General features: G+C 53.9%; 14 protein-coding genes and 1 tRNA gene. 1 reads left to right on the forward strand and 14 read right to left on the reverse strand.

What is annotated here, in order from left to right; all coding sequences use genetic code 11:
* Window positions 1-86 precede the first annotated feature (86 nt).
* The 8 genes from rplI to rnr all read right to left on the reverse strand — a co-directional run bounded on the left by rplI (window position 87) and on the right by rnr (window position 8298).
* On the reverse strand, window positions 87-533 hold the full coding sequence (gene rplI, locus IEX86_RS03535; RefSeq protein ID WP_188864663.1) for a 50S ribosomal protein L9: 447 nt from the start codon (window positions 531-533) through the stop codon (window positions 87-89).
* Between the two features lie 21 nt (window positions 534-554).
* A complete protein-coding gene (locus IEX86_RS03540) occupies window positions 555-1445 on the reverse strand; it encodes a YybS family protein (protein WP_188864664.1) in 891 nt (296 codons plus the stop codon).
* Between the two features lie 35 nt (window positions 1446-1480).
* Entirely contained in the window at window positions 1481-1711 is a 231-nt protein-coding gene (gene rpsR, locus IEX86_RS03545) for a 30S ribosomal protein S18 (protein ID WP_007161145.1), read from the reverse strand.
* A gap of 26 nt (window positions 1712-1737) precedes the next feature.
* The gene (gene rpsF / locus IEX86_RS03550; protein WP_188864665.1) at window positions 1738-2166 is read right to left on the reverse strand and encodes a 30S ribosomal protein S6; all 429 of its coding nucleotides are present in this window, start codon (window positions 2164-2166) and stop codon (window positions 1738-1740) included.
* A gap of 170 nt (window positions 2167-2336) precedes the next feature.
* Window positions 2337-2714 carry a response regulator gene (locus IEX86_RS03555; protein ID WP_188864666.1) on the reverse strand — a complete coding sequence of 126 codons (378 nt, stop codon included), beginning with the start codon at window positions 2712-2714 and terminating at the stop codon, window positions 2337-2339.
* 17 nt (window positions 2715-2731) lie between these two features.
* Entirely contained in the window at window positions 2732-4852 is a 2121-nt protein-coding gene (locus IEX86_RS03560; protein ID WP_268239847.1) for an ATP-binding protein, read from the reverse strand.
* A gap of 36 nt (window positions 4853-4888) precedes the next feature.
* Window positions 4889-5632 (reverse strand): 23S rRNA (guanosine(2251)-2'-O)-methyltransferase RlmB, encoded by a 744-nt coding sequence (rlmB, locus tag IEX86_RS03565; protein WP_188864668.1) that lies wholly within the window; start codon window positions 5630-5632, stop codon window positions 4889-4891.
* Entirely contained in the window at window positions 5629-8298 is a 2670-nt protein-coding gene (rnr, locus tag IEX86_RS03570; RefSeq protein ID WP_188864669.1) for a ribonuclease R, read from the reverse strand. The genes rlmB and rnr overlap by 4 nt, the downstream gene beginning before the upstream one ends.
* Before the next feature lie 203 nt (window positions 8299-8501).
* Between rnr and IEX86_RS03575 the strand changes: the two genes are divergently transcribed.
* A tRNA-Leu gene (locus IEX86_RS03575) sits at window positions 8502-8588 on the forward strand.
* A gap of 140 nt (window positions 8589-8728) precedes the next feature.
* Here IEX86_RS03575 and IEX86_RS03580 read toward each other — a convergent pair.
* From IEX86_RS03580 to hfq, 6 genes are all read right to left on the reverse strand, one after another.
* Complete coding sequence (locus IEX86_RS03580) at window positions 8729-10021, reverse strand: adenylosuccinate synthase (protein WP_188864670.1); 1293 nt, start codon at window positions 10019-10021, stop codon at window positions 8729-8731.
* 48 nt (window positions 10022-10069) lie between these two features.
* Window positions 10070-11257: an ATP phosphoribosyltransferase regulatory subunit gene (locus tag IEX86_RS03585; protein WP_188864671.1), complete on the reverse strand. Its 1188-nt coding sequence runs from the start codon at window positions 11255-11257 to the stop codon at window positions 10070-10072.
* A gap of 260 nt (window positions 11258-11517) precedes the next feature.
* Window positions 11518-12387, reverse strand: a complete 870-nt coding sequence (gene hflC, locus IEX86_RS03590; RefSeq protein ID WP_188864672.1) for a protease modulator HflC — start codon at window positions 12385-12387, stop codon at window positions 11518-11520.
* On the reverse strand, window positions 12387-13586 hold the full coding sequence (gene hflK / locus IEX86_RS03595; protein WP_188864673.1) for an FtsH protease activity modulator HflK: 1200 nt from the start codon (window positions 13584-13586) through the stop codon (window positions 12387-12389). The genes hflC and hflK overlap by 1 nt, the downstream gene beginning before the upstream one ends.
* Before the next feature lie 99 nt (window positions 13587-13685).
* The gene (gene hflX, locus IEX86_RS03600; protein WP_188864674.1) at window positions 13686-14990 is read right to left on the reverse strand and encodes a ribosome rescue GTPase HflX; all 1305 of its coding nucleotides are present in this window, start codon (window positions 14988-14990) and stop codon (window positions 13686-13688) included.
* 14 nt (window positions 14991-15004) lie between these two features.
* Window positions 15005-15253: an RNA chaperone Hfq gene (gene hfq, locus IEX86_RS03605; protein WP_145144391.1), complete on the reverse strand. Its 249-nt coding sequence runs from the start codon at window positions 15251-15253 to the stop codon at window positions 15005-15007.
* Window positions 15254-15323: the final 70 nt, after the last annotated feature.

A 15323-nucleotide genomic window follows, 5' to 3' on the forward strand; every position in this document is an offset into this window, starting at 1 on the left:
CGGGCACGTCATCACGAGAATGACGTGCCCGATTGTCGGCAGGCTTGCATGTTCGTGCAAGCCCGCCAGTCAGTTGTCATGACCGCTTATTCAGCAACCACGACCACCTTGACGGTAGTTTCAACATCAGTGTGCAGTTGCACATTTACGTCGAACTCGCCAACGCTACGCAGAGCGCCGTTAGGCAGACGAACTTCGCTCTTGTCCAGCTCAACACCAGCAGCGGAAACAGCTTCAGCGATGTCGCGAGTGCCGATGGAACCGAACAGCTTACCTTCTTCGCCAGCGTTAGCAGCGATGGTAACAGTCAATTCGTTCAGCTTGGCAGCACGTGCTTCAGCAGCAGCCTTATTATCGGCAGCCTGCTTCTCGAGCTCTGCACGACGTGCTTCGAACGTAGCAACGTTGTCAGCAGTAGCAGCAGTCGCCTTGCCCTGCGGCAGCAGGAAGTTACGAGCATAACCGCCTTTAACGTTCACTTTATCGCCCAGGTTGCCCAGGTTGGCGATCTTTTCCAGCAGGATGACTTCCATTTGAGTCTTACCTCTTAACTTTTAACCTTCACCGTTCGTGGAGTCCTTGGACGTATTTGCCAGGCGCCCACGAAAATCAAACAGACTGTCGACAACGGCTGCGATCACCAACAACGGATAGATCAACTGCCCAAAAATCAGCAGCGTCACATACAACCCCACCAGCCAGAATGTGGCCATGTGCCTTTGTCTTACCAACCCATGAATCAGCGCAACACCAGCTATCGCCAGAGGCACGCTGCACAGGGGTGTCAGCATTCCAAGTCCCAGGTTGATATTGGGTGCCAGTAGCATCACCAACAGCATTCCCAGAGCCAGGGCGGGCGGCAATCTCAACGCGTGAAACTCACGAGCGAAACCACCTGGGTTATACAATGCAGCTTGCCAATAACGTCCCAACATCAGACACAGCAGACAGACAATCTGGAAAAGACTCGCCATCAAACCGGTCAGCACAGGTATCAGCATGTCATGCAGCTGAGCCTGCTTGGCTTCCGGCAAAGCATCCGGTGACTGACCCGCCATCTGTGGCAGAAGTTTTTGAATCTCCCCTGCCAAGAGGTTAATGGGCTCTGCGTAGACATGACCAATAGTCACAGCAAACGCCAGACCAACCGGAATACTGGCGAGCAGGACTCGTGACCAGGAAACACTGCTGCGTAAAACCACTGCCAACGCCACGGTGCCGATGAATACGAGCGCAATGCTCGGATCCCCCAAAAACCACCAGAGCGCGGCCGGCAGCAATGCCCAAACCACTACACCTGCAGCGTCACTCGCGCCGCGGCGCAGGACGACCAGACTCCCTGCTGCAGCGCTAAGCCAGTACAGAAATGGCACAACCGCTGCAATCACCACCGTAAGGGTGGCTTGCATGCGACCACGCATGATGAAATCAGCAAGGGCTCGCATGCGAATTATCCGTTAGTTCGTGTCGATGCCCGGTCTCAACGGCCGTGGCTATCGGTGTAGGGCAACAGGGCCAGATAACGAGCACGCTTGATGGCGGTACCCAGCTGACGCTGGTACTTGGCCTTGGTGCCAGTGATACGGCTCGGAACGATCTTGCCGGTTTCGGAGACGTAGGCTTTCAGGGTGTTCAGATCTTTGTAGTCGATCTCTTTCACGCCTTCAGCGGTGAAACGGCAGAATTTACGACGACGGAAGAAACGTGCCATAACAATGATTCCTCAATAATCCAGGCTTACTCGGCGCTATCGTCGCCATCGACGTCAGCATTGTCATTGTCGCTGCCATCAGCAGACTCGGACTCAGCAGGACGCTCGCGACGCTCACGGCGCTCGCTACGGTTTTCTTCGGCCTTGAGCATTTCAGACTGGTCGGTAACAGCTTCATCGCGACGAAGGATCATGTTACGGATCACGGCGTCGTTGTAACGGAAGTTGTCTTCCAGTTCAGCCAGTGCCTTGGCGCTGCACTCGATGTTCATTAGAACATAGTGAGCTTTATGCACGTTGTCGATGGCGTAAGCCAGCTGGCGACGGCCCCAGTCTTCCAGACGATGAACCTTGCCACCGTCTTCTTCAATCGCTTTGGTGTAGCGCTCAACCATGCCGCCCACCTGTTCGCTCTGGTCAGGATGAACCAGAAACACAACTTCGTAATGACGCATAAATGCTCCTTACGGGTTATAGCCTGCCACATGATGCGGTCAGGCAAGGAGTGAATGTTTCGTTTTAACTTGCCTGCAGGCAGAGACCGCCACAGGCAAGGGGCAGTATTCTAGAGAAGGGCACCGGGTGGCGCAAGGAAGATAACGAGCTAACCGGCTCGTCGGTACAACTATCTGACGGACAGATCATCCAACAGCTGCCGGATCTTGAAAAGATCGTACGGCTTGAGCAGTGCTTTTACATGTTTAAGCTCATCGTCCTTGTCAAAGGCGTAGCCGGAAGCTACTACGACATGTAGATCCGGATAACGCTTGAGTGCCTGGCGACTTAGATCCAGACCTGACATGCCACCTAGTCCGATATCTGTAAAAAGGACATTGAAACCACCCTTTTGCAGGGCGTCCAGCGCCTCCTCAGCAGAGGCCACAGCCGTGACCTGGTATCCGAACTCCTCCATAACCTCACTGGTCAGGCTACGCAGGGTCAGGTCGTCCTCGACCAGCAGAATATTCAACGCCCTATTACTTGCGGTTTCCTCCAACGCCATTTCCTCTTCCAGTACAGCTATAAGGGGGTGTGCTTTCTTTGCACGCCAAGCATCATACGCACCTTTTGCGCCAACTCATCCCGTCGATAGGGTTTACTGAGCAGATTGGTGCCTGTATCAAAACGCCCGCCTTGAATCACGGCATCCTGCGTGTAGCCTGAGGTGAACAGCACTTTCAAAGAAGGTCGCAGTGCCCTAGCTCTACGTGCAAGCTCAGTACTGCGTACAGGGCCGGGCATTACAATATCTGTAAACAATAAGTCGACAGGCGCTCCCTGTTCAAGGAGCCCCAGGGCCGCTTGCCCATCCTTTGCCTCCAGCACTTCATAACCTAGCTCAGCCAGCATCTCCATAACGATCTGACGGACATCAGCATCATCTTCCACTACCAGAATACATTCGCTTCCGCCTTCCTCAGGCAAAGGCAAACACATGGAACTGTCGACTGTATCCGAATGCGGTATAGCGCGTGGCAGATAAAGGATGACCGACGTTCCTTTTCCCAAGGCACTGTTGATCAAAATATGTCCACCGCTCTGCTTCACGAAGCCATAGACCATAGATAATCCAAGCCCGGTGCCATGCTCTTCACGCTTGGTTGAGAAAAAGGGCTCGAAGGCTTGTGTCCTTACATCCTCGGTCATCCCACGCCCGGTATCCGTGATGATCAGCTGAACATAATCACCAGGGATTACATTATCAGCGGCCTGCCCTATAGCATCGGGCAACAAAACATTACGCAATTCGAGGGTAACATGCCCTCCATCAACCATCGCCTCACGGGCATTGAGCAACAGACTGACCAATACGTTTTCCAACTGGCCTGCATCGACAAATATCGTCCATAAGTCAGGGTCGGCAAGAATCGTCAAGGTAACGGCATCGCCTAAGGCTTGACTCAACAGATCACTCATCCCTTCCAACAAGCCCTTCGTATCAATCGGCGTTGGCTGTAAGGGTTGTCGCCGCGCAAAGGACAACAGCTGCGACGCAAGACGTCCACCGCGCTCCACACCGGAATTAGCTGCCTGTAGCCGGCGTTGACCGACCTCGTCACCTGCTAACCGGGCGTTCAGCAACTGTAAATTGCCCCCGATTATCTGCAGAACATTGTTGAAGTCATGAGCAACACCACCGGTCAGCTTGGCAACTGCTTCCAGCTTTTGCGCCTGAGCCATAGCTGCCTGTCGTCCATCCTCACTGCGCTTGAGCTCACGTGTACGCTCTTGCACCAGGCCTTCAAGGTGCAAACGATAATTAGCCAGCTCGGTTTCAACCCGCTTTTGCTGAGTAACATCGTTACCCTGGATAAAAATTCCAGTCACCTGACCGTTATCGATAATGGGCTGCAGAATGAAATCTACATATACGTCTTCAGGCCGCCCCAGAGCGTCACGTTGAATATCCAGACGAACACCCCGCCCGGAAAATGTCCTGTGCGAAACAAGTGCTTCGTCAAATAACCTAAGAACACCCTGTTCTGCGAGTTCGGGAAAAATCTCTCGAATGGAATGCCCCACGACCTCCTCACGCGCCACAAGATGTAGAAACGCATCATTGGCCAGCTCAAAGATATGGTCAGGTCCTCCCAGAACACAGATGAAGCCTGGAGCCTGTTGAAACAGCCGTCTTATTTGGGCACCTTCATCCTGCAAGGCTTTAGCTCGATTGAGAAGCTGTTGCCCCAGCTGGAGTTTGGCGTCGGTCTGCTGCGAGGCCCCAGCTGCGCAGGTATGCATAGTCTGGAGTTCGCTGATATCCGTAGCGTGCTGCAGGATGTACTGCAGCTGGCCCTCAGCGTTAAAGAGAGGTGTATGCGTAATGCTCCAGGTATGATCTTCAAACACTACGCCTCTGGCGCTGCTACGCGGGATCGCGTAGCGAATAACAGGGAGGGCGTCTTCCTGTCTGAGCATAGCGGCTCGCTCGATGGAAGCTTTCACCGCCTGCTGTGACAGCACGTTACGCTGCAACGGGTCGACAGGAAATGCCTCAAACAAATGAGCGCCAAGAAGCTCCTGACGCTGTCGCCCCACAACCTTCAGATACGCCTCATTGGTATCTACGATAGCCATGGCGCTGTTCAATAGAACATACGGATTCGGCGAGACCCTGAAGATGCTTTCAAAATCGAGCATGTACTTAACTACTTTGAGCGAGCAAGCCGACCCTCTCTAACGAGGGCGGCGTTGGCGAACGGCTTCGAACAGGCAAACCCCTGTCGCAACGGAGACGTTTAAGCTACTGACGCTACCGGACATTGGTAAGCGCACCAGAAAATCGCATAGCTGACGCGTCAAACGACGCATCCCCTTGCCCTCTGCGCCCATAACCAGCACTGTTGGAACCGTCATGTCCACATCGTAAACGTCCTGCTCTGCCTCCCCTGCCGTACCGACAACCCATACCCCCCGCTTTTTGAGCTTTTCCAAGGTACGAGCCAAGTTAGTGACCGCTACCAAGGGAATCACCTCTGCCGCACCGCACGCCACCTTGCGGACCGTAGCATTCAGGGTAGCCGACTTATCCTTGGGAATAATGACCGCCTGAGCGCCTGCCGCATCCGCCGTACGTAGGCAAGCGCCTAAGTTATGCGGATCTGTTACCCCGTCGAGCACCAAAAGGAGCGGTGGTTTTTCAGCGCGATCAAGAAGTTCTTCAAGCATCGCCTCGCCCCAGATCTGGCTCGGACTTACATGCGCTACCACTCCCTGATGTACGCCATCGATCTGCTCATCAAGTGACTGGCGACTGTGGGTTTGTATCGGAATCCGCGCGGCATCGGCCAAAGTAACTACGGCCTGTATACGCGGCTCCTGGCGCCCTTCGGCTATCCATAGTTGCTTCACCCGCTTAGGGTGATGACGCAACAACGCTTCTACGGCATGAATGCCATAGACCATTTCCCATTGACTCATGACTTGACCTTACGTTTGCGGACTTCACCAGAAGCCGCCTGTGCCTTGGGCTTGGAGGGCCCCTTACGATGTTTGCTTGGCTTTGTCGCCTTGGTTGACTTAGCCGGCTTGCCAGATTTGGCGCCGCTGGCTTTTTTCTTGTCTTTTTTGGCTGGCGTACGTGGCGTTACCTTTTCCTGCCCAGCCGGCTGGGTCCTGACAGGCTTTTCTCCTCCTGTCTTGGCCTCGTCCAGAAGAGCACGCTTGACCGCACGACTGCGCTTGACGTCCGTATTACCCAAAAGCACTTCTGCCTGCTTGAGCAATTCAGGCGAGACCTCAATCCCTACGGCTGAATTTTGCGCAGGTACTTGAGTCTTTTCACGCTTTCGCGATTTCTCTTTGGCTGTATTGACATCGCCTCGAGTACGACGGCCTGTCGGAGCCGTGTGTACTGTACCGGACAACTCGAAGTCGATCTTGCGCTCATCCAGGTCCACACGCGCGACGACGATTTCTACAACGTCACCCAACCGATAGCTGCGACCGCTACGCTCACCGGAGAGGCGATGGTGAACAGCATCGAAATGATAATAGTCGCTTGGCAGAGCAGTCACATGAACAAGCCCCTCGACATAAATGTCGCTCAGCTCGACAAACAAGCCAAACCCTGTCACAGCAGTAATGACTCCAGGGTAGGTCTCACCGACCCGATCACGCATGTACTCGCATTTGAGCCAGTTCGCGACATCCCGGGTAGCCTCATCGGCACGGCGTTCAGTCATGGAGCACTGCTCGCCCAGCTGATCAAGCTGCGCCTCATCATAGGGATAGATTCGTGCCTTTGGCATTGCAGCAGCCCCGGCACGCTTCACATGACGCGTCTCGACCTTGGAGCGAATCACGCTGCGAATCGCACGATGTACCAGCAGATCCGGATAACGGCGAATCGGCGAAGTAAAGTGCGTATACGCCTCATAGTTCAGACCAAAGTGCCCTTCATTATCAGGGCTATAAACTGCCTGACTGAGCGAGCGCAACATGACGGTCTGGATGAGACGGAAATCAGGCCGATCGTGAACGGCTTTGAGCAGCGCCTGATAGTCCTTGGGCGTAGGTGTCGTCTTGCCCTTCGTCAACGTTAGGCCAATTTCACCCAAAAACTGCCGTAGCTTGGTTTGCTTTTCAAGCGGCGGAGCATCATGCACTCGATACAGGGCCGGAATGCTGTGCTTCTCAAGGAACTTGGCTGTCGCTACGTTCGCGCACAGCATGCATTCCTCAATCAACTTATGGGCATCGTTACGCTGAGTAGGACGGATTTCGGAAATCTTCTTGTCGGCACCAAAGACGATACGTGTCTCCTGTGTTTCGAAGTCGATTGCTCCGCGCTCCTGTCGGGTTATCACAAGGGCTTTATATAAGGCATACAGTTCTTCGATATGCGGCACCAGGTGCGGCAGCTGCTCGCGGAATTGTTTTGCCTCGATGCTTTCTGGCATTTCCAATAGCTGACTTACTCGGGTATACGTCAGCCGCGCATGAGAATGGATCACTGCCTCATAAAACTGATAGCCCGTCAGCTTGCCCGCAGCCGAGATGGTCATCTCGCAGACCATCGATAAACGATCTACCAGAGGATTCAGGGAGCACAATCCATTGGACAGAATCTCAGGCAGCATTGGCACTACGCGGCCTGGGAAGTATACCGAGTTACCTCGCCGCCCCGCCTCGGCATCCAACGCAGAACCGATTTTCACGTAGTGGGATACGTCTGCAATGGCTACAAATAGTCGCCAGCCACCGGACTTTTTCTTCTCGGCATAAACAGCATCATCAAAGTCACGCGCATCTTCGCCATCAATCGTCACGAACGGCATACTGCGTAAATCAATGCGCTTTTCCTTGTCCTTCTCTGCAACCTCAGGCTTGAGCTTGGCGGCTTCCTTTTCTACCTCAGGTGGCCATTCGTGGGGAATATCGTAGCTGCGCAATGCCACTTCGATTTCCATCCCTGGCGCCAGGTAATCACCCAGCACTTCAACCACCTCGCCTTGGGCCTGACGATGAATAGTAGGCCAGTCGGTAATATGGACCTGAACAAACTGCCCATGCTGGGCTCCGCCATGCTTACCCGCAGGAACCAGTACTTGCTGCTGGATTTTAGGGCTGTCTGCAACAACGTACGCAATGCCGCTTTCTTCGAAGAACCGGCCGACTACGATCTCGTGGGCACGATGTACGACTTCGACCAGAGCACCTTCGCGGCGCCCTCGACGGTCCAGACCGGACACACGCGCCAGCGCTTTATCGCCATCGAAGACAAGTCGCATTTGAGCAGGACTCAGAAAGAGATCATCACTGCCATCGTCTGGAATAAGGAAGCCAAATCCGTCACGGTGTCCACTGACCCGCCCACAGATGAGGTCGAGCTTATCGACAGGTGCGTAAGCCCCACGGCGGGTATAAAGAAGCTGCCCGTCCCTTTCCATCGCGCGAAGGCGGCGGCGCAAGGCTTCAAATTGATCCTCCTCCGTCAAACCGAACTCTTCTATTAACTGCGCGCGCGTAGCAGGACCGTCCCGCTGCGCCAGATGCGCCAGAATAAGTTCACGGCTTGGAACAGGGTTTTCGTATTTTTCCGCTTCTCTAGCGGCCTCGGGATCGAGGGATTGCCAATCGGCCATCAGTTTGGAGTTACCTTTTGTCTGGTTGGGAGCTTCCTATATTGAAGCTCGAAAATGTCTTAAAGGTTAGTCTTCAAGAAATAATAAAAATTTTCCACTTCAAGGGTTTACAGGCTTAAAAAAGCTCCGTATAGTTCGCGCCACAGCAACGGCAAGCACGTTGCTAACGCGAAATACGGTGAGATCATCGCATATCGCACAGTGCCCAGGTGGCGGAATTGGTAGACGCACTAGGTTCAGGTCCTAGCGGTGGCAACACCGTGGAAGTTCGAGTCTTCTCCTGGGCACCACTTTACAGACAACCGAGCTAAATAGCTCGGTTTTGTCGTTTCTAGGGTTCCGCTTTTCAAGACCCCTTTCAAGATAATTTGTTCTAGCGCCCACGAAAAAGGGCCGCCTAAGCGACCCCTTCTCTGCTTACCTGATCAGATCAGGCAAACGGGTGACGAAGCACAATTGTTTCGTTACGGTCAGGACCTGTGGAGACGATATCGATAGGCGCACCCACCAATTCCTGAATACGAGCAATGTACGCACGCGCATTGGCAGGCAGCTCATCCATGCTGCGAACACCTACAGTTGACTCGGACCAACCCGGCATTTCTTCGTAGATGGGCTCCAGGCCGATGTAACTGTCTGCGTCAGTGGGAGCTTCAGTAAGCTCACCCTCAGCATTGCGATAGCCTACGCAAATACGTACGGTTTCCAGCCCATCAAGAACATCCAGCTTGGTCAGGCAAAGGCCAGAGATACTGTTAACCTCGATAGAACGACGCAAGATAACTGCATCGAACCAGCCGCAACGACGCGGACGACCTGTTACCGAACCGAACTCATGGCCTTTCTTTGCCAGATAAACGCCTGTCTCATCGAACAGTTCGGTCGGGAACGGACCTGATCCTACCCGGGTGGTGTAGGCCTTGGTGATACCCAGAATATAATCCAGATACAAAGGCCCTACGCCCGAACCTGTAGCAACACCACCCGCCGTCGTGTTCGAGCTGGTAACGAATGGATAAGTACCATGATCGATATCCAGCAGCGTACCCTGAGCACCCTCGAACATGATGTTCTCGCCCGCTCTACGCAGTTCGTGCAAGCGCGATACCACATCGAGCATCAGCGGCTTGAGTACTTTGGCGTGCTCCATTGCATCGTCATAGGTCTTCTGGAAATCAACAGGCTGCTCGCTGAAGAAGTTTTGCAAGACAAAATTATGGTAATCCAGCACTTCACGCAGCTTTTGAGCAAAGCGCTCAGGATGGAACAGATCACCCACGCGTAGACCGCGACGAGCAATTTTATCTTCATACGCTGGGCCAATACCGCGACCAGTTGTTCCAATTTTGGCATCACCACGGGCCTTTTCACGCGCCTGATCAAGCGCCACGTGATAAGGCAGAATCAATTGGCAGGCGGAGCTGATACGTAAACGCTCGCGAACCGGAACACCCTTAGCCTCAAGCTCAGCAACTTCCTTGAACAAGGCATCGGGTGCTAGCACCACACCATTACCAATCAGGCACTGCGTATCGGCACGCAGAATACCGGACGGGATCAAACGCAAAATGGTTTTTTCCCCATCGATTACCAACGTATGCCCCGCGTTGTGGCCACCCTGGTAGCGAACAACCGCTGCAGCCTGATCAGTCAGCAGATCGACAATCTTGCCTTTGCCCTCATCACCCCACTGGGTGCCCAGGACGACGACATTCTTACCCATAACCTTTCCCCTATAGGAATCTCTGGAGCCGGCTAACCCGGCGAACTCTCACGACGCCAGGGGCGCCACCTGCCAAATTCCGTCCTGCCATGTCAGCTGTCGGTCACAGCCTGATGCGCGTGCATCCGAGTCATCCTGGCCAGGCAATGCCTGCACCACACGCTCACCAGATGATCGCAATTGGCGGATTGCATTCCATAACTGAGCCTCCTCACCAAGAGGAGCCCATATACCTGTTAATGACTCGGTCATATCAGCCTGGCCTAGCATGACCAGGGTTTTCAGATCGGTAGAAAAACCTGTCGCTGGACGTGCTCGACCGAAGTTTGCACCAATGTTGTCGTAGCGTCCGCCTTGAGCAATAGCCTGGCCACTACCCGGCACAAATGCCGCGAAAACAACGCCGGTGTGGTAGTGATATCCGCGCAGCTCGCCCAGATCAAAATACAACGGGATATCTGGAAACCGCTGAGCTAGCGTACCCGCCAGAGAACACAATGCATCCAATGCCAAAACGACGGAAGGCGGTGCGTCTGCAAGGCGCTGACGTGCAGCATCAAGGGCTTCGCGCCCTCCACACAATTCGACCAGACTGCACAACATATCGCCATAAGGTGCAGGAAGTGTTTGAGTCAGAATCATGACCTCATCCACAGCCTTGCGCTGTAGTGCGTCGAATAACGCCTCTTCGGCCGCGCCTGAGAGGCCCGCCGCTTCACATAAACCGCGATAGATTCCTACATGCCCAAGATCCATATGCACATCAGGTATCTGAGCCAGCTCAAGCACGCCCAGCATCAGACTGATGATTTCAAGATCGCCAGCCGTATCCTTGACCCCATACAGCTCGGCCCCGATCTGAATCGGACTGCGCGAAGTAGACAATGCACGAGGGCGAGAATGCAGGACACTACCGGCATAACATAAACGGCTCGGCCCTTCTCGATGTAATGCATGTGCATCCATCCGGGCAACTTGAGGTGTGATGTCGGCGCGGAACCCCATCAAGCGACCTGACAGCGGGTCGGTTACCTTGAAGGTGCGTAGCTCCAGATCCTGGCCTGCTGCCGTCAACAGCGATTCCAGAAACTCGACGTGAGGTGTTACAACAAACTCGTACCCCCACTGCTGAAACAACTCCAACACCCGTCGACGGGCGATCTCGATGCTGGCAGCCTCGGGGGGCAGGATTTCTTCAATTCCGTCAGGCAGCAGCCAGCGGTCTACCGTTGCCATTGAGCCTTTCTCCATCATGCGAGCGGCAGCCTGTCATGAAGACCTTATGCACGCGCAGGCAAAGCTGCCGCACAGAGCACGGTACAGTGGCGAGCAACAAGCGCAGCGACGGCAGATTGCCTGAGCCATCTCCCGTGACACAACCTCGCCGCCATGCAGGGTTCATGCAGACGCAAAAAAGCCGGGATGTTCCCGGCTGACTTATGATACCACGAAATACAGAAAGGTCAGCGGCGGGCGACGAGCGCCCGCCTACCTTTTTACGGCGTTGGATCACCAAGATATTTGAAGAACTCGTTCTTCGGATCCATCACTAAGATGTCGCTCTTATTAGAGAAACTATTGCGATACGCCTGCAAGCTACGTGTAAAAGAGTAGAACTCAGGGTTTTTTGTATAAGCCTGGGCATAGATTGCTGCAGCACGGGCATCACCATCGCCTCGTGTTTCTTCTGCTTCGCGATAGGCTTCCGCCAGAATGACGCGACGCTGACGATCTGCATCTGCGCGAATACCTTCAGCCAACTCACGTCCCTTGGCACGGTGCTCACGCGCTTCACGCTCACGCTCAGTACCCATACGCTCATAGACGCTACGACTTACCTCTTTCGGCAGATCAATAGCCTTGACTCGAACATCCAACACTTCGATGCCTAGCTCTGCATTAGCCATTTTGTTAAGTGAACCTGTTAACTCGGCCACCATGGCATCACGCTCGCCAGAAACTACTTCATGCAAGGTGCGCTTACCAAACTGATCGCGCAGTCCAGCCTCCAAACGACGCATCAGGCGCTCATCGGCAATCTGCTTCATACCTGAGGTTGCCGTATAGAAACGCTCAGCATTAAAGACACGCCATTTGGCATAGGCATCCACCATCACAGCTTTCTTTTCCAGGGTCAAAAACCGCTGCGTTGGAGAGTCCAACGTCATAAGACGAGCGTCGAACTTGCGTACCTTGTTTACAAAGGGCAGCTTGAAATGCAAGCCAGGCTTAAGGTCAGCATCTACTACACGACCAAACTGCAACATAACTGCGCGTTCGGTCTGCTGAACGATAAACAGGCTGCTCCAGGCAAATATTCCCAGAATGGCCACTACAACCAGAGCGGCGATAGACTTGTTACTCATCAGCGGCTCTCCCTTGTCCGTACTTCAGGCAGCTGCGGCAAAGCTCTTACCGACGGCGAGGGATTATTCGAGCTGTTATTGCCTGAAGAAGGCGAGGTCGATGAATCACTCGATTCGGCAGGACGGTTTTGCACCATCTTGTCTAGCGGCAGATAGAGCATATTATTCTGGCCACCCTGTGCCGTGATCAGAACCTTGCTCGACTGGCTCAGCATATCCTGCATAGCCTCAAGATACAGACGCTCACGTGTTACCTGAGGTGCCTTCTCATACTCGGCCACCAGGTTATTAAAGCGATCCGCTTCACCCTGGGCACGTGCAATGACCTCCTCACGGTAACCATTAGCATCCTCAATCAAACGCTGAGCCTGACCACGCGCCTCAGGAATCACGCCGTTGGCATAGGTTTCGGCTTGGTTACGCTCACGCTGCTCGTCTTCACGCGCACGGATAACATCATCAAATGCCTCCTGAACCTCGCGAGGTGCAGCAGCACTTTGAATGTTTACCTGAGTAACCGTAATACCTGTTTTGTAGGTATCCAGGAAACGCTGCAAGCGCTCACGCACTTCACCTGCGACCTGTTCACGGCCAGATGTCAGCAGCTGATCCATGGTCGAAGAGCCAGCCACATGACGCAGGGCACTATCAGTAGCATGCTGAAGACTGATTTCCGGCTGATCCACGTTTAATACAAAGGACTCCAAATCGGTAATCTTGTACTGAACGGTCAGCGGTACTTCGACGATGTTCTCGTCCTGAGTCAGCATTTGCCCCTGCTTGCTATATGCACGCTCACGCGTCACGTTTTCCTGGAACTTGCGATCCATTGGGGGAAAATAAATATTCAGGCCAGGACCTACCGTTTCGTAATACTTGCCGAAGCGCAGCACAACTGCCTGCTCCTGCTCGTCTACGACGTAAATAGCGTTGTATAGCCACAAGCCAAACAGCAAGGCCAAGCCGATTAAAATCAGACCCGCACTGCTGCCCCCCTGTCGGCCATTACCACCCTGGGAATCCGGACGCTTTTTGCCGCCAAACAAGCGATTTAGCTTGTTTTGCAACTTACGAAGCGCTTCATCCAGGTCTGGCGGCCCCTGACGACCACCACCGTTATTACCATTACCACCGCCACGGCGATCGCCGCCCCAGGGATCTTGATTATTTGAGTTGCCACCCGGCTCGTTCCAAGCCATAGCGCTCTCCCTACTGACTAAAGCGAAAACGCGCCGGTTGGCGCGCCGACCAATGCTACCGGATGCCAAGCGCCCGGACCAAAAACGTCGATAAAGGCTTTATTGCAAAGTATGTTGCGCCACGAAGTCATCCGGCTCAAAGCCTTCACGACTGACGAGACGATTAAGTTCTGCCCGAGGCAGACGTACCGACAAAAGCGTATACCCATCTTCGTCATGCGACTCTTCCTGTACAGCCCCTTGACTGAACAATAGCGCACGCAGACGACCTAGGGCTTGCGGTAAGCGTAATTTACCTACGAACAAGTCGTCGCCCAGTAGTTCAGCCACAGCCTGGCAGATCAGCTCCAGCCCTTGATTTTCACGCGCAGAAGCCCAGACCCTAATCGGGCGACCGGTTTCTTCATCACGCTGGATATGCGGCTCGACATTCTCAAGCAAGTCGATCTTGTTATAGACCTCGAGCATAGGAATTTCGTCAGCACCGATTTCGCCCAGGACGATATTTACCTGTTCAATTTGTAGCATGCGGTCCTCCTCATGGGAGTCGATTACATGCAACAAGAGATCGGCGTTACTTGATTCTTCCAACGTGGCGCGAAACGCTTCCACCAGCTTGTGTGGAAGGTGCCGGATGAATCCCACGGTATCCGCCAGCACAACCGGCCCTAAATCAGCCAACTGCAAACGACGCAACGTCGGATCAAGCGTCGCGAACAACTGATTCGCCGCATAGACCTCGGATGAGGTCAAGGTATTGAATAGCGTAGACTTACCCGCGTTGGTATATCCAACAAGAGATACAGCTGGGATTTCGGCACGCCGCCGTCCTCGCCGAGCCTGCTCACGCTGACTGCGCACCTTTTCAAGACGCTGCTTGATCTGGCGAATACGAACACGCAGCAAGCGACGGTCCGTTTCAAGCTGGGTTTCCCCAGGACCACGAAGACCGATCCCGCCCTTTTGACGCTCAAGGTGGGTCCAGCCACGTACCAGACGGGTGCTCATGTGCTCGAGCTGGGCCAGCTCCACCTGAAGCTTACCTTCGTGAGTTCGGGCTCGCTGAGCAAAGATATCGAGAATCAACCCGGTACGATCAAGCACCCGACACTCCAGGGCACGCTCAAGGTTGCGCTCCTGACTAGGGGTAAGGGTGTGATTGAAAATGACTAGCTCAGCCTCATCGGCCTTTACCAGATCATGGAGTTCATCGACCTTGCCGGTACCGATGAGAAAACGTGCAGAAGGCTGATGCCGCGACACGGTAACCATCGCCACCGTGTCAGCGCCAGCTGAGCGCGCAAGTTCTTGGAACTCCTGAGGATCCTCGCGGGATTCAGGATCTTGGCCTTCAAGATGGACCAGAATGGCCCGTTCACCACCACCCGGGCGTTCAAAGAACAAAGGCGACTCCTATTTTATAGGTTACCGGGTTCAGCCGGCTGATCACTGCTAGGCAGACGAACAGGGCGACTAGGAACTACCGTTGAGATTGCGTGCTTGTAGACCATCTGACTGACAGTGTTCTTCAGCAGAATGACGAACTGGTCAAAGGACTCGATCTGACCTTGCAACTTGATACCATTAACCAAGTAAATGGAAACTGGAACGCGTTCCTTACGCAAAGTATTCAGGTAAGGGTCTTGTAGCGAATGCCCTTTTGACATTGTGCCGCTCTCCTCAAAGGTAAAAGATTCGTTTGTTGCAAGGTCAGAAGGTTCGCCATCACCGGCTTCA

Origin of the sequence: Pseudomonas asuensis (assembly GCF_014646755.1) — a bacterium.
Classification (GTDB): domain Bacteria; phylum Pseudomonadota; class Gammaproteobacteria; order Pseudomonadales; family Pseudomonadaceae; genus Chryseomonas; species Chryseomonas asuensis.